This is a genomic window from Catelliglobosispora koreensis DSM 44566 (genome assembly GCF_000379685.1).
Lineage (GTDB): Bacteria > Actinomycetota > Actinomycetes > Mycobacteriales > Micromonosporaceae > Catelliglobosispora > Catelliglobosispora koreensis.
Genome location: NZ_KB903254.1, coordinates 39,222 through 61,606, shown reverse-complemented (window position 1 = coordinate 61,606; position 22,385 = coordinate 39,222). Strand labels below are relative to the sequence as shown.

The window sequence follows — 22,385 nt, the reverse complement described above, 5'->3', positions numbered from 1 at the left end:
GGGTGCCCGCTGGCGGCCAGGCCGCCCTGCCTGTCCACCGACCGATTCAGAAAGCTTTATGGCACAGCCACTTAGGGTGCACATGAGGTCGGGGCGAAGTGGTGGCATGACCCGTTGTACGGCAGCCCAATGTGGACCTCGGCCCGGACGGCCCAGTGAGCATGCGCCGCTGCGGGCGCTGCAGCACGTGGTGCTGCCCGGCAGCGATTATCGCTGCCCGGACAGCCTTGGCTAGGCCGGTGACCCGAAACGAGATCTTTCTGGAGCGGCAATGGCGGCGGCAGACCTCGAGCGCTGAGCTGCCAACATCGTCGATGCTTCCAAGCCCAGCCAAGTCAATCTCCAGGCAAGTCACTGGGTAAGAGCGCAGGGCGGCCACGGCCATTTTGAGCAATAGGTGGGCGTTACTGGCATGCAGGTCACCTATGGCTGTGATCCGGACCTGCCGCGCAGCTACGTGAGCCCTGAGGACAACACCGGGCATCACAGCGATCCATTCGCAGGTAGCGGGGGTGGTGCGGCAGTCGCCGTGTCTGCAAGTCCAGCCAAAAGGCTGGCTGCGGTGCGGATATGCTGACGGGCCGCTGCGGACGGAAGCCACGGTGCGGGCGGTGTGAAGGTGGGGCAGGCCGCGCCGGCCAGCGCAGCGGTGATGGCCGCGATGGCTCGGTTTGGCCCGCCCAGCATGACGGCATACCGGATCGCGGCGGCCGGATCGCCCGGATAACGCAGGTAGGCAGTCAGTGCGGCCGGGACGGTCCGCAGCGTAGTGGTTCCCGGTCGCAGGGTGGCAGCGGCTTCCGCTGGCCCGGCGCGGTGCAGAACCAGGGTGCGCACCATGGGCAGCACCGATGGGAACTGCGGGCCGTGTGATGCGGCTGCTGTGGCGGCCAGGAACCGTGCGGCTGCTGGCCCGGAACTGGGTTCGCCGCGCGCCGCGAGCGCCACGGCGACTGCGGTAACCGCGGCGCCATCTGCGCCGAGGGGGTGTGTGTGCGTTACCGCAGTCGCGGCGCGGGCGGTTTCGGCGATGACAGCAAGCGTTCCGGGCAGCAGGCCTGCGGCGATGGCACGCACTGCTGCGTCGCTGCCGCAGGATCCCTGCCCGTCGCGCAGGCCCGCGGCGACCGTCTGCCATCCAGTTCCTGCGGTGACGGCGGCGAGCACCATCCTGGTACCGGTAGGGCTGGAATGAGGGCTGTTTTGCCAGGCCGAAGCGAGATCTGCGGCGAGTCTTTCGGGATGGACGCGGCCACCGCCGTTTCCAAGATGCACAGCCAGCGTGACCGCCTGCATGACAGCAACACCGACGCCACTGCTGCGGGCAGGGCTGTTCATCGCCAGGTCAGCCTGGATCGAGGTGGGCCGCCGTGTGGTAGTAAACCGGGCCGCGAGCAAATCCGCGCAGGCGGCAAGCAGGAACGTATTACGCAGGCGCAAAGGCCACCCGGCCGTCATCGTCAGCGGCAGCAATTGTGCGCCTTTCCAGGAAGACAAAGGGCACGGGAGCCCGGCGCCGCACACCTGGCCGTACGAAGGCAGCAAGCTGCACCAGGCCCCCGCGGTCGTCAGCCTGAAAGCGGTGTATGGCAGAAACCACACGGGTATATGACAGTCTCATGACAACGGCCTGGCCTGCCGCTGGCAGGGTTTAGGGTGTGCGGTGGCCTGCCGGGCCTGGCCGCCCGCCAGCGGCCGCCGACTGCCTCTCCATAGCGCAGGAGCTTGCGGATAAAGGCCCGGCAGCCCCTACATCATTTGAGGAGTACGCGGCCGTGTTTGCTTTTTTGCCCAGCCCATCGCAAAGCGTGTGGCACCTGGGCCCCGTCGCGATACGCGCCTATGCGCTGTGCATCATCGCCGGGATTATCGCCGCTGTGCTGCTTACCCGGCGGCGATGGGCTGCCCGCGGCGGGCAGGCTGACGATATCCTCGACATCTCGATTTGGGCGGTGCCGTTCGGCATCATCGGGGGCCGTCTTTATCACGTCATCACTGACGCGCAGCTGTACTTCGGCATGGGCAAGAATCCGGTCCGGGCGTTCTACATCTGGGAAGGTGGCCTGGGCATCTGGGGTGCGGTGGCGCTCGGTGCGGTGGGTGCGTGGATTGGCTGCCGCCGTAAGAACGTTTCCTTGGCGGCGTTCGCCGATGCCGCCGCCCCAGGTTTGGTACTGGCGCAGGCTATTGGCCGGTGGGGCAATTACTTTAACCAGGAACTGTTCGGTGGCCCATCTACCCTGCCGTGGGCGGTGTACATCGATGCGGCGCACCGGCCAGTTCACACGGCGGAGATCGCCACCTACCATCCCGCGTTTCTATATGAGTTCCTGTGGAACATTGGCGTTTTCGTGCTGCTGCTGTGGGCCGAAAGACGGTACCGGCTCTCTGGCGGCCGCCTATTCACGCTCTATGTCGCCGCCTACACACTCGGGCGGGTGTGGATTGAGGCCTTGCGCGTCGATGACGTCAATCATTTTCTCGGACTGCGCCTCAACATCTGGACGTCTATCCTTGTTTTCGCTGGCGCGGTAACGGTTTTGGCGTCTCGGTGGCGGTCGCGCGACACGAGCCCGGCTGTACCGGCGCAAGACCTCAGCGGCAAGGTTGATTCTGCGCGGTGATACCTGGTCCGATGGCTAGCAGGGTCTTGCTGGGAGGCCGGCCTGGATGGCTTTCTTAGTGTTGGAGCAGTGAGTTGACTGCGATGAGGTGAAAGCGGCTGTCCCGCTGGCATCAATGACCATCCAATACCGGTATGAGGTGTCCGCGGGGTTCACTGCGGCGTTGAGGGCCGTTTTGCCGGGATTGCCAATGGGCGTTGGCGGCATCTTGGAGTGGGCGTAGGTGTTGTAAGGGTTGCTCTCGTCTTCAAGCTCGGCTTGGGTGATGTCTTTTGACGGCTTTGCAGGCGACCCATTGAGCTTGAAGAAGTAGTTCAGGGTGCTGTCAGCCTTAAGGCAGTTGCAGCTGAACCTTCTGGAGTAGGCACGGAAGTAGAGAACCTGCGTCAGCTTTGAAAAATCTTCGGCGCTGCGCACTTCTTTTTGGGCGATTGACGCGGCGATGAGCGCCTCGTATGGGGAATAGGCACTTTTCGAGGCGACAGACTCGGTAAAACGGATCTCCGCGGTGACCTGGTTGAACTTAGCTACCATCGCCTTGAGGGCCTGCTCTGGCGTGGTATCTGGATCGAATTCGTACGTCGCTGGGAAAAGGAAACCTTCGGCCGACCGGAACGTTATCGCCCTGCCGTCTTTGCGGGTGAACCAAGTTTCGGCGACGCCAAGCGCGACAGGGTCTTTGGCGGCGTCCTGGAAATCCTGGATGGGCCTTCCCAGTTCGGTGGCGAGCTTTTTGTAGATGTCGAATGTGGACATGCCTTCGGTGACAACGACCGTCTTGACATATCGGTTCTTCAGGTCCAGCAGGGCCAACACAGCTGCATCGGCACTCATTTCCTTCTGCAGCTTGTACCAGCCTGCCTGAATGGTTTTGGAGTCTGGGTTTCGTGCTGAGGCCGCAAGAAACGCCACTTCGCTCTTGACAACCCCAGCGGCGGTAAGGGTTTTGGCGATCTCGCCGCCGGAATCCCCTTGCCTGACTTCAATGATGGCGTTTTGGCCATTTCCTGAACCGGTGTAGTCATCGGGGCCGAAGAAGCCGAACTCGTCAAGAGTGTAGTAGCCGCCGAATCCCGCACCGGACAGCAGCAGCAGTGTGACAAGGGCCGCAAGGAAAGGATTGCGTTTCCTGCGGCGCTCCTTTGCGCCCCTGGCGCCTACCGGGCGCGCTTGATAAACCTGCGGGGCGTAAGCCTCGTACTGCCGCGGGTCATACCCGTGGTGCCCGTAGTGCGCTTCGTCGCGCCATCCGTACTGCGGTTGTTGCTGATAGTGGGGATCGCCGTAACGCTCGCCCTTCCGCTGACCGTCATGTGGGTAGCTGTACTGCTCGCCGTTCCATTGGCCGCCGTGCGGGTATTCCTGTTGCTGATGTGGCGGCCACTGGTGCTGATAGTCCTCCTGCTGCAAGTAGCGTGAATCGCCGCCGTCGTAATAGCCGCCGCTGTAGTCCTGGCCATTGCTCACGACGTTTGCCTCCGCTTCTGACTTCCCGTTTGGCGTGGCCAGGTCGCCGAGGTGACTGCAGCACCGCGATCGCTCAGCGGTGCAGATCCGCTAGACCACGTTCGTTTACACATTGCCTCGCCTCTGGACCTAGGCTCCGGCCGCGTGGCACAGCCTCAGTCGCGGACATGGCGGATAACCCACAGGCGCATGACAGTTGCGTGACAACGCCGCTGCACCGGTAGCGACGCGTTTTGCACCCCCGCTGGCTTGCCGATTGCGGCGGGCAGGACGGGATGCGGTTCGGCGCCGCGCAAAGCTAACCTCGGCGTCGGGAGAATCCTGTGCCGTTATCAGCCGGCTGCGCAGCAGGCGAGGGCGTGTTTGCGCCGGGCGTGCCACCGTCGGCTGCCTTCCATTCTTGCGCAGGTTTGTCACACAACCGTCATAGTTACGCAGGGCGCCCGCCATACAGAGCGCTGATGCTGCTCAATGTGCCCGGCCCGCTCGGCACAGCCCTGGCGGGCGCGAGGCCGCAAGGAGGGGGTGTGCGCCGGGTGCCTGACAGGGCCATCCCACAGGCTCAGGCACCCGGCCGTACCACACGGCTGCCTGCCTAAATTCCTGGCAGACCACTCCCGGGAAAGCCACAGGCAGCCAGGCGGCACTACCGGAAAAGTGTTGTGGCACAAGACTTTGTTCGCAGATTTAGTGACGCTGGCCTCTATGGTCATGACGTCCTGGCCGCGTGGTGGGCCGGCCTGGTTAGGCCCATGCAGTCCATAGGATGTTGTGAGTCGGGGCGTGTCAGGTCGATTTCGGCCAGCCGAGTAGCCGCGCTCCAAGGACCGCGGTGTGCAGGGTAAACCGCTGGGTGGGTTCACCCGGGTGATAGCCGGTCAGCGCGTGAATGCGGTCGAGGCGGTAGGTCACCGCACGCACGGAAAGGTGCAGCTGCCGCGCGGTCGCGGTGTAGTTGCCCTGGTTGTCGAACAAGACTGTCAGTGTGTCCAGATAGGACTGGGCGCCGCCGCGTGCATTCTGCAGCGGGCCAAGGACAGTGGTCACCAAGTCGGTGATGGCGTCGCGGTCACGCAGCAAAACGGGGAACACGAGCAGATCTGCGGCGTGCAGCACGGGGGTGGTGAAGCCGAGCTTCGTTGCGAGGTCGAGGGCGTCGCGGGCTTCGGTCAGTGACGTGCTGACGCCGTTGATACCGGGGTGCGCCCGGCCCACACCGATTTGCCACGCACCGGCACCGAAGCGGGCCAGAAGGTGATGGGCGAGCTCGGCGGGCAGGCCGCGCAGCCCTCCAGTGCTGATACAGACGAGCTGGCGTTCGCGCATCGTGGTCAGGGTGTTGCCTTCGCCATAACGCGCCGCGAGCAAGGTGTCGATGTCGCGGACGATGGCTTCGGTCAGCCCTGCTGCGGTGGCGACTGTGACAAGGTGGGTACCGGATAGGCGGATGCCGTAGCGGTGGGCGCGTTCGGCGAGGTGGCCCGGGTCGGCCCGGCCGGCAAGTAAATCGTTGACGAATTCGGTGCGCTGGCTGTCGTGATCGGACAGTTCGTGGCGCAGGCGTTGGTGAAAACCGGTGATGGCTGCGTCGATAAGGTCCGTTGTGACGGCGAGGAGATCAGCGGCGCGTGCGTGGATTGCTGCGGCTGATTCACCCGATGATGTGGCGCGGGTGGACCAGGTCTGCGATGCCGCATTCAGCATGGCCGTCACGAGGCCGTCGATGCTGTTGGCGTGATCCGCGGTTTGCGCGCCCAATGCGGTGGCCTGCCGGAGGCGCTGCGCCCCTTGTGGCGTGTGCAGGAGCGTGATGCATTGCTGGGTAAGCGTTTGCGGGTCAGGGGCGGTCATCGGGTCTGTCCTTCGCGTGGGGTGGCCGCCACATCTGGGTGGCGGCCACCGGGTCCGGGGTTAGACGCCGACATCACGCCGGTCGAACAAAGCAACTCCGGCAACCGCTGTTGCCACACCGATTCCAGCGAGCAGGAGCAGGTGTGCGGGGTGCCATCCGGTGTGGAGCGGATCGGCGCCGATGAAGTAGTAGAACGGCGAGAGCCATTTCAGCCACGACATGCCATCGCTGACGTTCGACAGCGCATTGGCCATATATGTGGCCACACCAATAGTGCCGGCCACAGCCAAGACGGTGCCGCGTTTGCCCGACATGGCCCCGGCGAGAAAAGCGATCCCGGTGAAACACCACGCCAACGCGATCAGGCCCACGCAGGCAGCTGACACGTTCCCAAACGGGACATCCATGCCGATGGTGGGGATGAGGATCGCCAGCAGCAGCCACGGCACTGCCGCCACCACGCTGATCGCCGATGCGGCCGCGGTGAGTCGCTGAATAGCGAATGCCTTACGCGATAGCGGGTTGGCCAGCAGGAACTCCATGCCGCCGTCTTCTTCCGGGCGGGCGATAGTGCGGGCGGCCAAAGTGATAGCGCACATCAGGATCAGCGCCGGCCCTATCAAAGAAAAGACAGTGGCTTGCAAGTACCCTGCTGGCGAGAGCATGTCGGCGATACCGAGGAAATCCAGCATCCCTTGGGGCAGCGCATCCTGTTTGAGCTCGGCGGCGCCCTGGAATTGGCTGTAGAAGCCAGTGTAGATCGCGGTGAACGCGCCGACGCCTGCGGCCCAGCCGATGATGGCACGGCGGTCGTCGCGCCAGGTTTTACGCACCAGCGGCGGCAACATCGGGTGCTCCTTCGGAGTGGTAGTAGTACGACAGGAATGTCTCCTCGAGGTCGGGTTCGGCCGAGAGCAGGTCGATCACCTCATGGCATGCGGCGGCTTTAATCAGTGGATCGAGGCGGCCATCAACAGTGCACCGCAGTACCGGGCCAGCGACTTCCACATTGGACACGCCGGGCAGGCCTGTGAACTCGGCGGCCGTGACGGGGTCGCCGAAGTGGATTTCGACGCTGCGCACCGCACGGCGTCCCAGTGATTCCACTTTTTCCACCGCCGCTAGGCGGCCGTCGCGGATTATGGCGACGCGGTCGGCGGTGGACTGGACTTCGGCCAGGACGTGCGAGGACATGAAGACGGTTTGCCCGTTGTCGCGGGCGTCGCGGACCATTGCCAAAAATTCTTGCTGCATCAACGGGTCTAGGCCGCTGGTGGGCTCGTCCAGGATGAGCAGGGCGGGCTGGTGCATGAACGCCTGAACCAAACCGACCTTTTGCTTGTTACCCTTGGACATGGCCCGCACCGGCCGGGACAGGTCCAGATCGAGCAGTTCGGCCAGCCCGGTGACCCTACGCCATGGCACGCCACCCCGGGCGTCACCGAAAAACTTCAGGAGTTCTGCGGCGGTTTCCCTGCCAGGGAAAGCGAGTTCGCCGGGCAGGTAGCCGATCTGGCGGTGCAGCACCGCTTTGTCCCGGCGGGGGTCCAGGCCCAGGACGGTGGCGTGCCCGCGCGTCGGGCGCAGGAAATCCAGCAGCAGGCGGATGGTGGTGGTTTTCCCGGCGCCATTGGGGCCCAGGAATCCCATCACCTCACCTGTTTTGACGTCGAGGTTGAGGTTTTCGATGCCGCGCCGGGTGCCGTAGAACTTCGTCAGGTCTTCGGCCAGGACGGCGATATCGCTGGTCATGCCATACAGCATTCGTGTACTCCTGGTTCGGGTTCTAGGGCGGCACCCGGACAACTAACCGCAGGTGTTGTTGCCGGGTTCCGGCAAACACCCAGCTCATTGCTGTGATCTGGCTATGCGGATAGCAGCAGCGGCATGATCAGTGCATATGCGGCAAGCAGTATGAGCCCTTCGGGTTTGGACAGGGCAAGGCCGCGCCGCAGCAGGGCCCAGGCCAGCCCACCGGTGAGGATCATCGCCAGGACAAGTGTCACGCTGGCGCCTTGCGCGCCGGTGGGTGCGGCGAAGGCGATGACGGCACCGCCGGCGAGGCTGTTGAACAGGTTGGAGCCGAACAGATTGCCCACCACGAGGTCGGTTTCGCCGCGCCGCTGCGCCTGAATCGTTGTCACCAGTTCCGGCAGCGACGTGCCCAGGGCGACGAGAGTGAATCCGATGATCAGCTGCGGCACGCCCAGATCAGTGGCGATGGCAGAGGCGTTGGCGACGAGCAGCTGTGCCCCTGCCAGCACTCCGGCCAGGCCGAGGAGAGCACGGACCGGCTCGAACCACGCCGGAGGATTCCAGCGTGCCCTTGCTGGCATCGCCGCAACCGGTTCGGCAGCGTCTGCTTCGGAGGACTCCTCGGTGTAGGAGATGACTTCTTTGGCCAGTTCGGTGTTGCGGCCCTGGCGTGCCCAGCGCAGCAGCAACAGCAGCGCCCCCACGGCGGCAACGATAAGAACGATACCGGTGGCGAGGGTGAGCCCGGCCCAGGCCAGAAAGCCGAACAAGACCACCGCCCCGACGGCGAGCGGCACCTCTCGCTTGATTACCGACGAGGTGACCGCGACCCTGGCGACCAGCGCGGCGACGCCGAGGATCAGGGTGAGGTTGAGGATGTTGGAGCCGGTGATGTTTCCTAACGCGATGCCGGTGTCGCCGCGGGCGGCGGCAACCCCTGAGACCAGGAACTCCGGGGCGGAGGTGCCCAGGCCGATGACGACGACACCGACGACGACGGGGCTGATGCGCAGCCGGGTCGCGAGCCTGGACGAGCCCAGGACGAGGTGGTCGGCGGCGAAGGTCAGCAGCACGAGACCGGCGGCAGCGTAAAGGATTTGAGTAAGCATAGGGGTGCTCCAGGGTCGGCAAACAGAAACGTATTGCTTTGCCGACCAGGCTTCCCGGCACACCGGCGATCAACATACCCCACGGGACGCAGACCCGGCATCGGCTAGCCGGCCGCTAGCCTGCTAGGTGCGAGGTTGTGCGTTTAGCGGGTGTGATCGGCGTGCAGCCACCACCACGCCGTCGCCGCGACGCTGATCACCGTCACCGCCGCAACGCCCAGGTATCCCGCTACTGCGGGGGCGGGCTGGCCCGAGCCGGTGATTCCGGCGTGCAATGCCGGCACGGAGAACGGAAACCACTGCCCGTACCCCAGTGCCGCGACGATCTGTGCGGTAAACAGCACCACGAAGAGGGTGCCGATCGCTGGCAGATAGCCGCGCCCGGCACTGGCAGCCAGTCCGAATAGGGCAGTCAACGCGATGGTCAGCGCGGCGGTGATTACGACCCGTGCCACGCCTGCGCCGATGACACCGCTTCCGGCGGGCCCGGGGATGCCGAGCCACCAGCCCACCCCAAGCCCGGCCACGATCAGGTAGCCGGTAAGCAGGAAGCACCATCCTGCCGCGACGGTGAACTTCGCTAACACGATGGCGGTGCGGGAAGTAGGCAGCGCGAGGAGGTCTTTGGCGGTGTGCTCAGCGAACTCGCGGCCGAATACCCACACCATCAGCATGCCGAAAATCCCGATCCCGCCCACGGCGGAAATCTGTGCCAGCAAACCAAGATAGGAATCCCAGGTAGGTTCCAAAGTGGCTAGCTGGGCTTTCGCACCGAGTAGGCCGAGGTCGCGGGCGGCATCGGGGTGCAGGGAGATGAACATGAAAAGCCCGCCTGCTGCGACACCGATGGTGATGGCCAGCAGTGTGGTCCACGGCAGTTTCGAGCGGCGCAGCTTGAGGATCTCGGCGTACAGGGCGGCGTTCACGCTGGCACCTCCTGCCCGGTCAGCCGCAGAAACAGGGTCTCGAGGTCTTCGGTGTGCACGGCCAAATGCAGTGGCGGGCAGCCGGCATCCACGAGCAGAGTGGCGATCTGATCGGGGAACTCCAAAGCCTGCGCCCCTTCTACCGTGATGGCGCCGTCGGATGTGGTGTGCGGCTGATGGCCTGCCTGGCGCAGGATCCAGGCGGCGCTGTCCTGGTCACGCGTGCGGATTTCCAGCCTGCGCGCCACTTTCTCGTGCAGGTCTTCGGCGGTCATTTCAGTGATCAGCTTTCCGCGGTGGATGATGCCGATCCGGGTGGCCAGGCGGGCGACTTCGGCCAGGATGTGGCTTGACAGCAGGATCGCTGTTCCTTGCGCGGCAAGGGTTTTCAAAAGCTGGCGGATCTCGTTTACGCCCGCCGGATCGAGCCCGTTAGCCGGCTCATCCAAGACCAGCAGCTGCGGCTGGCCGAGCAGTGCTTTGGCTAGGCCGAGGCGCTGCTGGTTTCCCAGCGACAAATCGCGGGCTCTGCGGCGCGCATAGGACTGCAAGCCCAGCTGCGCAATAGCCGTTTCAATGGTGTTGGCGGGCAGGCGTTTGAGCCGGGCCATGACCTTCAGGTTTTCGGCTACCGTCAGTTCCGGGTAGGACGCGGGTGTTTCCACCAGAAAGCCCACCCGCGACCACACCGTTGCCGCTTGGGGGCTCACGGTCTGGCCGAACAGCTCCACCGAACCCGCCGATGGTTTGATCATCCCTAGGAGGGTGCGGATCGCGGTGGTCTTGCCCGCGCCGTTTAGCCCGAGCAGGGCATAGATTTCACCGGCTTTGACCTCCAGGCTGATTCCGTCAACCGCCCGGACGTCGCCGTAATGCTTTGCCAGGTCACGGAATCGGGCGGCCGGAGTATCGGTGCTGGCATCTGAGGTCATTGTTTACCGCCGTTGACTAGAGGCTGCGCGAGTCCGTCCGGGCCAGCGATCAGGATGGTGCCGTGTCGCGGCAGGGCATCGCCTGGCCGCCAAGGTCGAATGGTGCTGCCGTCTTTGACCGCTGTGATGGCTCCGGCGGGCAGGCCAGTTCCGGCGAGTGTGGCGGCGATCTGTGGCGCGATGCTGGTGGCGGCGGCGGACAAGCCGGTGCTGGAGTACCGGATCTGCCATCGCCGCCGCCCACCTGCGTGCTGTGCTGTCTGGAGGCCGGCATCGTGTGATGGCTGTACGATCCGGTGTGCGCCAAGGCGCTGCAGCAGGGCCGAGTGTGCCGGGCTGGACGCTGCGGCCCAGATCTGCGGGACGTGCGGCTCCGCTAGGGCGAGGGTGCACAGCATGCTGTCTTCCAGCCTGGAGCTGAACGCCACGATCGCATGCGCGGCGTTATCAACGCCAAGCTGTTTGAGCACCACCAGATCGGTGCCATCAGCGCAGACCACCTGCGGCAGCTCGTCTGCCAGCCGCTGCACCACATCCTCGGCGATATCGATCGCGAGGACATCCGCGCCGCGGCGGGCCAGGCCGAGCGCCACCGCCGTACCGAAGCGGCCCAAGCCGACGACGACCACTGTGTCCCGCCCCGTCATGGCCTCACTCCCGGGTTTCGGGTGGATAGCTGCTGGGCGGCTGGCCGGCGGTCAGAACCTCTTGCACCGGCGGGGCGTCTTGGGTTCCTAGTGCCCATGCGCCGGCGGCTTTGAGACCGTTGATGTAATCGCGTACCCGCTGGGCTGGCGGTGTTGTTTCGGCGTTGCCGTTCTGCGCAGCATCGTCATACCAGGACCGGTCGGGGTCCATGTTCAGCGCCCGCATCAGTCCCAGCACGAGGCCTTCGAGGTAGTCGTCCGGGTGGGCCCGGTACTGAGCGAGGGCTTCGGTGAGCATCGCCTGGATCTCGTCTTCGTGCGGGGCCGATACCGGCATCTGTTGCCTCCCTTCAACTGTCGGCGGTTAGGCGAAGGCGAAGTAGCGCAGCCACAAGTAGGGCACACACAAAGCGATGGTGATGACGGCGACGATCAGCCCATACTTGGTGAACTCCCAGAAGCTGATGCGCTTTCCAGCCCGTTCAGCCATGCCCAGGATCACCACGTTGGCCGACGCGCCGATCGCGGTCGCGTTTCCGCCGAGGTCAGCTCCCAAGGCCAGAGCCCACCACAGCACGTTGCCCTTGCCGTCAGGGAATCCAGCCACGAGGTCGGCCACAATAGGCGACATGGTTGCCACGTAAGGAATGTTGTCAACTATCGCGGACAGGAACGCCGACCCCCACAACAACACCAGTGTGGCCGGCCACAACTGACCGCCGACCGCATTCGTTGCGGCCGTGGAGATCTGGCCGATGACACCGGTGTTCACCAGAGCGCCAACCATGATGAACAGGCCAGCGAAGAAGATGAGCGTCGGCCATTCGACGTCTTTTGCCACAGCCTCGGCATCCAAACGCGACAGGGCGAGTAGCAGCAGCCCACCCACCATCGCCACCACGGATGGTTCCAGATGCAGCACGGTATGAAGCACGAAAGCGGCCGTGACCAAAGCCAGGACGCCCAGGCTGATGATCAGCAGCCGGAAGTCTTTGATGGCGTCTTTCTCGTTGAGCTGCATCACCTTTTCGGCCTTGGCCGGATCGTAGGTGAATGACTTGCGGAACAGCCACCGGCACAGCCCAACGAACACGATCATCAGCAGGATGACGATCGGTGCCATGTGGATGAGGAAGTCGTTGTAGGTCAAGCCCGCACGTGAGGCGATGATGATGTTGGGTGGGTCGCCGACCAATGTTGCAGCGCCGCCAATGTTGGAGGCGAGGGCTTCGGCGATCAGGAACGGGATTGCCTTGACCCCGAGGCGGTCACAGACCAGGAACGTCACGGGTGCAATCAGCATGACGGTGGTGACGTTGTCCAAAAAGGCCGACGCGACTGCGGTCACCAGTACCAGGATGACCATGATCCGGAAGGGTTTGCCTTTGGCTTTTTTTGCCGCCCAGATGGCGACGTATTCGAAGCCTCCGGTGCGTTTCATGACCGCGACGATGAGCATCATTCCTAATAGGAGGAAGATAACGTTCCAGTCGATGCCGGTGTGCTCGTCAAAGAATGCGTGATGCGCGTCGGTGGCGCCGATGAGCAGCATCACCGCGGCGCCACCCATCGCGGCGGCGACGCGGTGAATCTTTTCGGTGGCGATCAGAATGTAGGCGACAGTGAAGACGGCCACAGCCGCCCAGGCAAGAAGGGTCACTTGCCGTCACCGAGGATCCGGTCGAGGAGGGCGTGCATTGTCACGACACCGGCGAGGGTTCCGTCCGGGTTGGTCACCGCTACTAGGGGGCTGCGGGTGCGGGCCATCAGCGCCGACATCTCCAAAGCCGTGGCCCGGCCATCGACTATCGGCGGTTCCTTCGGCTGGTCTGGCAGGCACTCCTGCACGGTGCGGCCGTCGAGCTCGCGGACGAACACATCCGCCGCGGCTTCGTCGATGACACGGGCAAGGGTGGGGTCATCCTGACAGTACGACGGCACCGCCAGCCGCAAAACCTGCGTGCCCGGCAGCACCACAAGGGGTTTGCCGGCGTCGTCGACGACGATCAATCCGGGCAGGTCGCCACCGGCCAGGATTTGGGCGGCCTCGATCGCGGGCGTAGACATGGTGACGGTCGGGTACTCGACGGCAAGATCAGCAGCGCGCATGGCGTTAGCCTCATTCGGGTCTGGTATGGGCGGATACGAAACATTCGCCGACCAGACTTCCCGGCACGCCAGATCTGACCTTATCGGCCGCCGACGGCCGCTGTCCAACATCGAGTCTTCAAGACAAGCAAAGAGGTGCTGGCAGCAGCGGCGGCGCCGAAATGCATGGAATGCTGACGACCGCACGGGTGGCGCGCTGGATGATGTTCTTGACGAAGTTCGGCGCATGGTTCCCGACGTTGTAGTCGAGCGCCTCGACGTGACTCATCCCAGCGATGATGACAATGTGTACTTCCTCGGCGAGGATTCAACCCTTGATCTAGTGCAGGTCGATACGGGGTTCCGGTGGCCAACTCCCGTTGTCCATCGCCAGCTTTCACGGGACCATCATCAGTGCTAATGGCCAAGTCGAAACACACGACCCCACCGAAGCCGTCCAGCTCATCTTCCATGGCGTGCGTCCGGCTATGGAGCAGCTCGATGTAACGGGCTGTGCCCTTTTGTGGGCGTGTCTTTGGGTGCGTTTGGGATGTCGTACGCATCGCCTAGGGTGCCGCGCATGAAGATCGATCACGAAGTTGCGTTCGTCGTTCTCACCGACCGGGTCGGGCGGGTGTTGATGCAACACCGTGGCCCTGATAAGCGTGCGGAGCCGGGACGGTGGTCGCCGCCCGGGGGATTGGTTGAGCCCGGAGAGGACGCCCTGACCGCTGCCCACCGTGAGTTGCTGGAGGAGACCGGGCTGACCGCCACCCTTAAGCCCTGCCGCGTGCTGGATCAGGCCGGTGCGGACGGAACCTGGGTCCGCTTCCATGTGTTCGAGGGCAGCACGGACGCCCGCCAGGAAGACGTCGTTCTTGGTGAGGGGCTCGCGATGCAGTTCCTCACCCTTGAGGAGATGGGAACCAGGGAGCTGGCCAGCAACGCTTGGGCGTTGCTCGGCCGGGAGTGACGACACTTCCGATCATGAACCCCTGCGACTCATAGCACCACGATGCCACCTAGCCCCATGCCATGGCTGTTCAGCTCGATGTCTTCAGGCGGGCCTGGTTTGAACGGGCCGCTATCTGGATTCGTTACGTGAGTGGCGAACCGTCGAGTTGACGTTGTGCTAGGAATGTGATGCCCGGTTCCCAGATCCGCCAATCATTACCGGCATTCGTGGCACAGGATCGTTGCCATAAGCAGTCGGCAGCCAGGGCCAATTGCGCATTTACGTTTTACGATGAGTTCGGCGGAGTGAGCCGCCCGGGGGATGCGGGACGCAGGGGCGGAGAGGTTGAATGACTGTCAATGGGTTACGCCTTCATCAGCTATAGCCGGTCCGACCAGCATTATGTCGAGCAGCTGGCCGGTCACCTGCACGAGGCCGGGGTACCGGTCTGGTACGACTTCGAGATCGAGACGGGTGAGTCCTTCTCTCAGCGAATCGCGGCCGCTATCGACGGCTGCTCGGCATTTGTTGTGGTTTTGACACCTGCTTCGGTGAGCTCGCGCTGGGTTCTGCGTGAGATCGCGCGCGCCGACGCGCAGAACAAGCCGCTGTGGCCACTGATGCGGGCCGTGTGCGCGCTGCCGCTGGAGCTTGATGGCCTGCATTATGAGAATGTCGTGGATGGACGGTTGCCATCGGCCTCGTTCGTCAATGGCCTGATGGTGCACACAGGCTATGTCCCGCCGGAGCCTAGGCCGGACCCGTACTCCAGCTATCCGGTACAGCCGGCTGTTTACGGCGCCTACGGCGACACCACACCTCCCTATACCGGTTACCCGCAAACGGCTGGTGGGTACCCGGTACCGGCTTCTGGTGACCCCTATGGTTACCCGCCATCGACAGGCGGCTACCCATCTGCGCCCTATGGGGAAGACGAAGGCTCACGCTGGCGGTGAATCCGTAGCCTCGCGTTCTTCGAGGGCAAGCGCCGGAAGGCACGTGGCACCACGCGGGAGGCGCCCGATCCCGCCCGACGGCACCGCCCGGCCAAGCCAGTAGGAACCGGCCGATGCGGCATCACCTGGCGGGTACCGACGCCGAACAAGCCGCGGCTGGGTCCGGGGCCGCGGCGACCCCAGGCGGGTTGCCGTCACGGGGCATGCCAGTGAGCCCTCGCGCGGACACCGGACCATTCGTGACACTGCCTTCTGCGTGTCCCGTGGCTGAGCTGGTCACGGGCTTCACGCCGTAGGACTTACACCGATGCCCGCTGTCGAAGGTCGGCCGTCGCCGGACCGGCTGAGGCGGGGGTACGAGGCCATGTCCACGCGGAGCGCAGGATGAAGGCCAGGAGCAGTACCTCGATGCCGATGGAGAGGCCGTAGAAGGCGGCCCAATTCCAGGACTCACCTGCCCCGTTGATCGCCGAGAAGGGGATGTAGAGCGATGCAATGACGAGGTTCGTAGCGCGGTTAACCCGGGCGGGCAGCGCCATGGAGAGCATCACCATCAGGGCCGGGATCGCCACGGACGCCAGCAACATGGTCAACAACGTCGGGCTGATGGCGAACTCAAGGATGAGGCCGGCGCGGAGGTTGTCGATGATGCCGGGCTTGTGGAGGTGGAAGTAGTCGACGTAGATGTAGAGGAACATGAAGCTGGTCCATGCGGCGGCGAGCTTGGCCTGCACGGGGACCGGCGGGTTGTCGAGCGGGGCTTTCGTTCGGATGGTCATCGGTTCTTCTTTCGAGAGGAGCGGTCCGTCCGCCGGAGTGGCGGCGGGTTTGGGCGTGTATACGCACGGGTGGTCGAGATCGAGGCTGTGGCTGCCATTCCCGGGCGGCCCTTCACGGAGTCTTCGCCCGCGTGCGCGACCTCGGCGCTGCCCTCATCTCGGTCACGACCGGACGAGGCGCACGCCGGTCACGAGCACCCAGACGAGCCAGGCGACGAACCCTAGGAGCCCGACGAAGATCAGCGGCGAGCCGTCGGCGATCGCGAGGTTGCCCACCCCCGCGACGAGCAGCAGGCTCCCGCCCACGAGACCCAGCAGGCGCTGCCAAGCCGGAGTCAGCCCGCTCGCGTGCGTGGCGAGGGCGGAGCCGATGCAGGTGGTGCCAAGCATCGGCAGCGCCAGCGCGTACGCCGCCGCGTGAATCTGCCAGATGAGCCCGAACGCGGGCGTCGGCTCGGCGAGCCCGTCGGCGGAGAGCGCGAGCCCGATCTGCAGGACGTTGACAAGCACGAAGATGGCCGACAGCGTCGCGCCAGCGGCCAAGGAAAGGCGCGACCAGTCGGTGCCCGCTCCGCCGCGCCGCTCCACGAGGCCGTGCAGGCCAGTCAGGAACACGAGTAGCAGCGGCAGGTACAGGGCTACCAGACCGGACTCGATCGCGACCGCGTCGCGGTTGGCCGCATAGTAGGCCAGCACATCCTCGATCGGAGCGTCGTAGGGCGGCGAGCCCGTTACCGCAAACAACACGTTCTCTGCTATCAACAACACTGCGAAGGCGATCGCCGCGGCACCGACGAACCGGCCTCGAACGAACCAACTGCGGGATGGCGTGGCGGCGGCGTTCTCCGGTGATCTCATCTCTTACTCCTTCGTTACGGTCGGATGATGCCGGCGGCCCGCATCGTCGTCGCCCCGGCCGGACTCGCCCCCGGCACCACGTCCGAGCTGCGACTCTCGCTGGTTCGTACACCGTACTTCGTACACTGTACTACAGATCGTACACCGTACCAATGCCGTACTCTGGACGATTGTCAAGCCCGTTGGAGCGAGCGAGGAGACCCGTGTCTGCAAGGGAACAAAGCCAGGTCGCGTCGGATGCGGGGCTGAGCAAGCAACGCGTGGTGGCCGAGGCGCTCCGGCTCGCCGACCGCGAGGGGGTCCACGGGCTGAGCATGCGCCGGCTGGCTAACGCGCTCGGCGCGGGCGCGATGTCGCTCTATCACTACGTGGCGAGCAAGGAGGAGTTGCTGGACGCCATGATCGACGTCGTGTTCGAGGAGATCGAGCTCCCGTCGGCAGAGATCGACTGGCAGTCAGCGATGCGACGGCGCTCGGTATCCGCCCGCCGGGTTCTCGCAAGCCACCCGTGGGCGATCGGCCTGATGGAGTCGCGGACCTCGCCCGGGCCCGCGAACCTCCGCCACCGCGAAGCGGTCACCGCCTGCCTGCGAAGGGCAGGCTTCACGGTCTTGATGGCGACGCACGCCAACTGGTTGCTCGACAGCTACGTCTACGGTTTCGCCCTGCAGGAAGCCAGCCTTCCGTTCAAGACCGCTGACGAGCTCGCGAACATGACCGAGGACGTCTACCTGCCCCAGCTTCCTCCCGACGAGTTCCCCTACCTCAACGAGTCCGCCGCGGCGCTCGTCGCTGCCGGCTACGACCCAGCGGAGGAGTTCATCTTCGGCCTCGACCTCATCCTCGCCGCCCTTGAGCCCCTAAGAGCCTCCGCATAGCGACGCTCACGGACCATCGCGCGCGCCCTCTGTGCCGGGCGACCAAACACGACGGTCCTATTTGGAGTCCGCTTAGGACCAGGCAGAAATACGCCCGGCCGTTAATTGACCACGGCTAATGACTTCATCGAGATGGTCGTCAATGCGGTGCGCCTGTCGAAGGAAATTGCGGCGTTGATTACTTTCGATGCCGTCGCTAGGATAGGCAAACTGATTGCCTATTCTGGGAGGCTGCTTCATGGAACGCCGGTCCTTATTACGCGCAGGAGTTGTCGCCGGTGGCGCGCTCGCGCTTGGTGGTGCGGCCTGGAAGGAAGCCCTGGCCGCACCCGCTACACCCGGCGCTAGCCCGTACGGCCCGCTGCAACCGGCTGATGCCAACGGGATTGCCCTTCCCGCTGGCTTCACCAGCCGGGTTATCGCCCGGTCTGGACAGGCCGTCGCCGGCACTGGCTATGTATGGCATGGCGCGCCGGACGGCGGGGCGTGTTACCCAGACGGTTCTGGCTGGATTTATGTGTCCAATGCCGAGCTGGGCAGCAATGCCGGTGGTGCGTCAGCGGTACGTTTCGACGCGGCCGGAGCGGTGACCGCGGCATACCGCATTCTCGGCGGGACAAGCTATAACTGTGCCGGCGGGGCGACACCCTGGAACACGTGGCTGTCGTGTGAAGAGATCTCCAAAGGCTACGTCTTCGAGACTGATCCCTACGGCACCAACGCACCCGTGCGCCGTGACGCGATGGGCCGCTTCTCGCACGAGGCGGCCGCCTGCGATCCGGTGCACCAGATGGTTTACCTGACCGAAGACGAAAACGACGGCTGCCTCTACCGTTTCGTTCCTGCCGTCTGGGGAGACCTGTCCGCGGGCGTGCTGCAGGTCGCCATCGGCACCTCCGAAACCGCCACAACGCTGACGTGGGTGAATGTCCCGGATCCGCTGGCCACCAAGAAAAACACGCGTAAGCAGGTCCGCGGCGTCAAGCGATTCAGCGGAGGAGAAGGGGCCTGTTTCGCTGGCGGGATTGTTTACTTCACCACCAAGGGCGACAACCGGGTCTGGGCCTATGACACGGCAACCTCGAAGATTGATCTGTCCTATGACGACTCGCTGATCAGCAACCCGCCGCTGACCGGAGTGGACAACATCATGGGTGCTGGATCTGGCGACCTGTACGTGGCTGAGGACGGGGGCAACCTCGAGATCTGCATCATTGCCCGCGAAGGCACGGTCGCGCCGTTCCTGCGTGTCGACGGCCAGTCCAGCTCCGAGATTACCGGGCCCGCGTTCAACCCCGCAGGAAACCGGCTGTATTTCTCCTCGCAGCGCGGCACCACAGGCTCATCGTCGGGTGGGATCACCTATGAGGTCACCGGTCCCTTCCGCGCCTAGCCAAGACAACTCACAGCCCACATCAATTCAGGGAGGCCCCATGCGGAAGGTCCTGTTTGTTCTCTCCACTGTCCTTTTAGGACTGATGCCCGTTCCGGCGCAGGCATCGTTAGCGACACCGGTGGCAGTCAATGGCCAGCTGCGGGTGTGTGGCACCAAGCTGTGCAACCAGTACAATCTGCCCATCCAGCTGCGGGGCATGTCCTCACACGGCCTTCAGTGGTACTCACAATGCCTCAACACCGCCTCACTCGACGCCCTGGCAAACGACTGGCAGGCCGACGTGCTGCGCATCTCCATGTATATCCAGGAAGGCGGCTACGAGACCAACCCCCGCGCGTTCACCGACCGGGTCCACAGCCTGATCGAGGAAGCCACCGCCCGTGGCATGTATGCGATTGTCGACTGGCACATGCTTAGCCCCGGCGACCCGCACTTCAACTTGGCCCGTGCCAAGACGTTCTTTACCGAAATCGCCAACCGGCACAAGAACAAAGTCAATGTCATCTACGAGGTCGCCAACGAGCCCAGCGGCGTTTCGTGGCCCACCATCAAGTCCTATCACGAGCAGATCATCCCGGTGATCCGTGCCGAGGACAGCGACAGCGTTATCCTACTGGGCACCCGTGCCTGGTCCTCTCTGGGCGTGTCCGATGGCGCCAATGAGTCCGAAGTGGTGAGTAACCCGGTCAGCGCCACGAACGTGATGTACACCTTCCACTTCTACGCCGCCTCACACGGCACCGAGTACCTCAGCGCTCTTTCCCGTGCCGCGGACCAGATCCCCATGTTTGTCACCGAATTCGGCACGCAGAGATACACCGGTGACGGGAAGAACAACTTCACCCGGGCACAGGAGTATCTGGACCTGATGCGGGCCAAGAAGATTAGCTGGGTGAACTGGAACTACTCTGACGACCGTCGCTCCGGCGCCGTTTTCAACCGTGGCACCTGTCCCGGCGGGCCTTTCGCTGGCACGTCATCCCTCAAGCCGGCCGGGGTGTGGATACGCGATCACATTCGCGTCCCGGCTGACGATTTCCCGACGAGCTAAAACCATTCGCCGGTACGTGTAAGGAGCCCAGGCCATACGGAAATCCTTGTGGGCCTGGGCTTCTCACCCCTGCTGCTATATTTGTGCGAGCCGTACTTCGCGCTGCGCCGGTGCCTCGGTGAGCAGCAGGGCATTGGCGGCTGGTGAACGCCGTGTTGTTTAGGTAACGCAGATGGCCCTAGCCTTGACAGTCCAGTCGTGGGTCGCGCCGCTGTCGATGGCGCCGATGGTGACGGCTGTGCCGCGTGGCATCGCCGGAATTCCCAATGGTGACGTGACTTGGGCGTCGACCAGGAACAGGCGGCCCAACGACAAGCTGATGTAGGCGCCTGCGCCGGTTACGCGCTTGTAGCCCGGGCAGCTGAACCCGGCCTGGTACCCGTTGGGCAGGCTTGACGAAAAGACAGTTTCCCAGCCGGCGGGTTGGGCGGCGCAGACCGACCAGGTCTCCAGCTTCCAGTCGGAGTTGTAACCGCCCGCCATTTCGACAGCGCCGGCTTGGGAGCCGTTGCCGGTGCCAGTCGGCTTGACATAGGTGAGGAAGAGTTTCCCGGGGTTAGCCGCGGTGATCAGCGCGCCCGATCCAAGTACGACACTCCCGGGAGGACAGAACGCGTAGTCCGAGATGGACGATACGTTCGCCGGCGTTTCGACCGTCTCGTGGGCGTACCAAAGATCATCTGGTTCCTCAGCGCAGACCGCCTGGGCGGTCAGTGTCCACGGCATGTTCGTGGCGTGATGTTCAGCGGCTTTAGCGACATAGGTGTTGGTCAAACCGTTGGGCACCATTCCCGTGATGTGCACGTCGTTTCCGCCGCCGGTGATGTTCGCGCCGCCGCCAATGACCCGCATGCCCCCTGGACAGGCAGCGATAACGGTTCTGTTGTCGGACGCGCTCGCGGCGGAGCTCACGACAACCCTGGTCAGCGTCAAAGTCTCCGCCGCCACGGCGGGGCTCGGCGCGACTAGCACCGCGGCTACTCCGATGGTTGCCGCAAGCAGCCTGTTTCCTAGCATTGGTTCCTCCTTAAGGATCGACTCATTTACATGAGCTTCAGGAGGATGGATGGACAACAGTTTTAGCCGGAGAAAAGTCTGAACCCGCTCACCGGGCGAGGCGAGCATGACCCACGACCGCACTCACTGACCGGATAATTCCGCTATCCGGCAAAGAATCAAGGCCGGCGACCTGGGAGTTTGCCCAGCTCACCGGCTCCTGTGTTCGGGATTCGAAGGTGACCACCTCACCGTCCTTAGGCCGTCAAATGGCGCGGACGTGGAAGATCGCCAGGCGCGCGTCATGCCCGTCGACGTTCATGTTGATGGTCTTGGTGGTGTTCAAGGTGATCTGGACGGAACCGTTGCCGGGCAACCAATGCAGGCGATCGATACCGGTACCGAACGCTTTCTGCTCCGCGGCCAGATCCGACGCGGTGCCGAAGTTCGGGCGGTTGGTGTCCGCGCCCCAGATCACCAGCCGGCCCACGTTGTGGTGCGCGAGTGCCCTGGCCTTGTGAATGTCACGCATCAGCCACCATTCGTCGCGCAGGTCTGTGCGCTGGTCGCCGTTGAACGCGTTCGCGATGTAGTGGGTGTTGAGCACCGCGAACTCTACGGCCGGATGGTCCTCGTGCTGGACGACGACCTCGTTGAACCAACGCGGTGGGGTTACGCCGGGGATGCCGCCGTGCGCACGCTGGGTCCGGCTGGACACGACAACCCACGGCCTGCCGACGCAGATCGGGATCCGGAACGACGTCTCGTGGCGCAGGAAAGCCTTGGTGTAGAGCGGACCGAAGTAGTGGTCGATCATATTTTCTTCGCCGGTGTCGCCCTCGCTGATCTCCTGGAAGCAGACCAGCGGCCTATGGTCGCCGTCGGCGTTGCGAACGGCGTCGAATGCGGCGTCCCGGGCGCCGAGGTTGTCCCGGCCGATGTTCGCTGTGATCACCGGCAGCCGGAACCAAGCGGTCGCCGCCGATGCGGTGCCCGTGCCCGCGATGGCGGCGGCGAGTACGCCGCTGCCGACCGCGAGTGCCTTGCGCCTGCTCATCATGCTGGTCATTTTCGGACTCCTGTATTTGCCGAATGTGGATGGGATGTCGGACGGGC

General features: G+C 64.2%; 23 protein-coding genes and 1 pseudogene. 6 read left to right on the top strand and 18 right to left on the bottom strand.

The genetic code is table 11. The features are described 5' to 3' along the window. Positions 1-46 precede the first annotated feature (46 nt). On the bottom strand, positions 47-484 hold the full coding sequence (locus A3E1_RS49140; RefSeq protein WP_020521624.1) for an STAS domain-containing protein: 438 nt from the start codon (positions 482-484) through the stop codon (positions 47-49). Continuing rightward, entirely contained in the window at positions 484-1,602 is a 1,119-nt protein-coding gene (locus tag A3E1_RS0115110) for an ADP-ribosylglycohydrolase family protein (protein ID WP_020521623.1), read from the bottom strand. The genes A3E1_RS49140 and A3E1_RS0115110 overlap by 1 nt, the downstream gene beginning before the upstream one ends. Positions 1,603-1,775: 173 nt before the next feature. Here A3E1_RS0115110 and lgt point away from each other — a divergent pair, with 173 nt between their 5' ends. Further along, complete coding sequence (gene lgt, locus A3E1_RS0115105; protein ID WP_020521622.1) at positions 1,776-2,624, top strand: prolipoprotein diacylglyceryl transferase; 849 nt, start codon at positions 1,776-1,778, stop codon at positions 2,622-2,624. A 15-nt stretch (positions 2,625-2,639) separates the two neighbouring features. Here the strand turns inward: lgt and mltG are convergent, their stop codons facing one another. The 12 genes from mltG to A3E1_RS47095 all read right to left on the bottom strand — a co-directional run bounded on the left by mltG (position 2,640) and on the right by A3E1_RS47095 (position 13,689). Then, positions 2,640-4,091 (bottom strand): endolytic transglycosylase MltG, encoded by a 1,452-nt coding sequence (mltG, locus tag A3E1_RS40380; protein ID WP_020521621.1) that lies wholly within the window; start codon positions 4,089-4,091, stop codon positions 2,640-2,642. A 786-nt stretch (positions 4,092-4,877) separates the two neighbouring features. Then, positions 4,878-5,942 (bottom strand): PucR family transcriptional regulator, encoded by a 1,065-nt coding sequence (locus A3E1_RS0115095; protein ID WP_020521620.1) that lies wholly within the window; start codon positions 5,940-5,942, stop codon positions 4,878-4,880. A gap of 60 nt (positions 5,943-6,002) precedes the next feature. Continuing rightward, positions 6,003-6,791: an ABC transporter permease subunit gene (locus A3E1_RS0115090; RefSeq protein ID WP_020521619.1), complete on the bottom strand. Its 789-nt coding sequence runs from the start codon at positions 6,789-6,791 to the stop codon at positions 6,003-6,005. Continuing rightward, complete coding sequence (locus A3E1_RS0115085) at positions 6,769-7,695, bottom strand: ABC transporter ATP-binding protein (RefSeq protein ID WP_040390896.1); 927 nt, start codon at positions 7,693-7,695, stop codon at positions 6,769-6,771. The genes A3E1_RS0115090 and A3E1_RS0115085 overlap by 23 nt, the downstream gene beginning before the upstream one ends. Positions 7,696-7,808: 113 nt before the next feature. After that, the gene (locus A3E1_RS0115080) at positions 7,809-8,807 is read right to left on the bottom strand and encodes a calcium/sodium antiporter (protein ID WP_020521617.1); all 999 of its coding nucleotides are present in this window, start codon (positions 8,805-8,807) and stop codon (positions 7,809-7,811) included. A 143-nt stretch (positions 8,808-8,950) separates the two neighbouring features. Then, on the bottom strand, positions 8,951-9,733 hold the full coding sequence (locus tag A3E1_RS40375; protein ID WP_020521616.1) for an ABC transporter permease: 783 nt from the start codon (positions 9,731-9,733) through the stop codon (positions 8,951-8,953). Further along, complete coding sequence (locus A3E1_RS0115070) at positions 9,730-10,665, bottom strand: ABC transporter ATP-binding protein (RefSeq protein WP_020521615.1); 936 nt, start codon at positions 10,663-10,665, stop codon at positions 9,730-9,732. The genes A3E1_RS40375 and A3E1_RS0115070 overlap by 4 nt, the downstream gene beginning before the upstream one ends. After that, positions 10,662-11,312 carry a potassium channel family protein gene (locus tag A3E1_RS44715; RefSeq protein ID WP_020521614.1) on the bottom strand — a complete coding sequence of 217 codons (651 nt, stop codon included), beginning with the start codon at positions 11,310-11,312 and terminating at the stop codon, positions 10,662-10,664. Before A3E1_RS44715 ends, A3E1_RS0115070 begins: the two co-directional genes overlap by 4 nt. Before the next feature lie 4 nt (positions 11,313-11,316). Further along, on the bottom strand, positions 11,317-11,649 hold the full coding sequence (locus tag A3E1_RS0115060; protein WP_020521613.1) for a hypothetical protein: 333 nt from the start codon (positions 11,647-11,649) through the stop codon (positions 11,317-11,319). A gap of 27 nt (positions 11,650-11,676) precedes the next feature. Beyond that, the gene (locus A3E1_RS0115055; RefSeq protein WP_020521612.1) at positions 11,677-12,972 is read right to left on the bottom strand and encodes an ArsB/NhaD family transporter; all 1,296 of its coding nucleotides are present in this window, start codon (positions 12,970-12,972) and stop codon (positions 11,677-11,679) included. Further along, positions 12,969-13,421 (bottom strand): CBS domain-containing protein, encoded by a 453-nt coding sequence (locus tag A3E1_RS0115050; protein ID WP_020521611.1) that lies wholly within the window; start codon positions 13,419-13,421, stop codon positions 12,969-12,971. The genes A3E1_RS0115055 and A3E1_RS0115050 overlap by 4 nt, the downstream gene beginning before the upstream one ends. 118 nt (positions 13,422-13,539) lie before the next feature. Next, complete coding sequence (locus A3E1_RS47095; protein ID WP_020521610.1) at positions 13,540-13,689, bottom strand: hypothetical protein; 150 nt, start codon at positions 13,687-13,689, stop codon at positions 13,540-13,542. A gap of 291 nt (positions 13,690-13,980) precedes the next feature. On the opposite strand from A3E1_RS47095, the gene A3E1_RS0115040 reads away from it, so the two are divergent. Then, a complete protein-coding gene (locus A3E1_RS0115040; protein WP_040390878.1) occupies positions 13,981-14,373 on the top strand; it encodes an NUDIX domain-containing protein in 393 nt (130 codons plus the stop codon). A 341-nt stretch (positions 14,374-14,714) separates the two neighbouring features. Next, on the top strand, positions 14,715-15,311 hold the full coding sequence (locus A3E1_RS0115035) for a toll/interleukin-1 receptor domain-containing protein (RefSeq protein WP_026208456.1): 597 nt from the start codon (positions 14,715-14,717) through the stop codon (positions 15,309-15,311). Positions 15,312-15,610: 299 nt separating this feature from the next. On the opposite strand, the gene A3E1_RS40365 is transcribed toward A3E1_RS0115035, so the two are convergent. Beyond that, positions 15,611-16,090 carry a DUF6326 family protein gene (locus A3E1_RS40365; protein WP_020521607.1) on the bottom strand — a complete coding sequence of 160 codons (480 nt, stop codon included), beginning with the start codon at positions 16,088-16,090 and terminating at the stop codon, positions 15,611-15,613. A gap of 162 nt (positions 16,091-16,252) precedes the next feature. Beyond that, positions 16,253-16,837: a hypothetical protein gene (locus A3E1_RS0115020; protein WP_245571196.1), complete on the bottom strand. Its 585-nt coding sequence runs from the start codon at positions 16,835-16,837 to the stop codon at positions 16,253-16,255. 314 nt (positions 16,838-17,151) lie between these two features. Here A3E1_RS0115020 and A3E1_RS0115015 point away from each other — a divergent pair, with 314 nt between their 5' ends. The 3 genes and pseudogenes from A3E1_RS0115015 to A3E1_RS0115005 form a co-directional block, all read left to right on the top strand. Next, positions 17,152-17,826, top strand: coding sequence for a TetR/AcrR family transcriptional regulator (locus tag A3E1_RS0115015; RefSeq protein WP_020521605.1), 675 nt, complete (start codon positions 17,152-17,154; stop codon positions 17,824-17,826). 238 nt (positions 17,827-18,064) lie between these two features. Further along, positions 18,065-19,219, top strand: coding sequence for an alkaline phosphatase PhoX (locus tag A3E1_RS0115010; RefSeq protein WP_020521604.1), 1,155 nt, complete (start codon positions 18,065-18,067; stop codon positions 19,217-19,219). A gap of 115 nt (positions 19,220-19,334) precedes the next feature. Then, a pseudogene (locus A3E1_RS0115005) lies at positions 19,335-20,273 on the top strand (glycoside hydrolase family 5 protein); the annotation flags it as partial. A 159-nt stretch (positions 20,274-20,432) separates the two neighbouring features. Here A3E1_RS0115005 and A3E1_RS0114995 read toward each other — a convergent pair. Both A3E1_RS0114995 and A3E1_RS0114990 read right to left on the bottom strand, forming a co-directional pair. Beyond that, complete coding sequence (locus A3E1_RS0114995) at positions 20,433-21,290, bottom strand: hypothetical protein (RefSeq protein ID WP_020521601.1); 858 nt, start codon at positions 21,288-21,290, stop codon at positions 20,433-20,435. A 244-nt stretch (positions 21,291-21,534) separates the two neighbouring features. Further along, positions 21,535-22,338, bottom strand: a complete 804-nt coding sequence (locus A3E1_RS0114990) for a hypothetical protein (RefSeq protein ID WP_020521600.1) — start codon at positions 22,336-22,338, stop codon at positions 21,535-21,537. Positions 22,339-22,385: the final 47 nt, after the last annotated feature.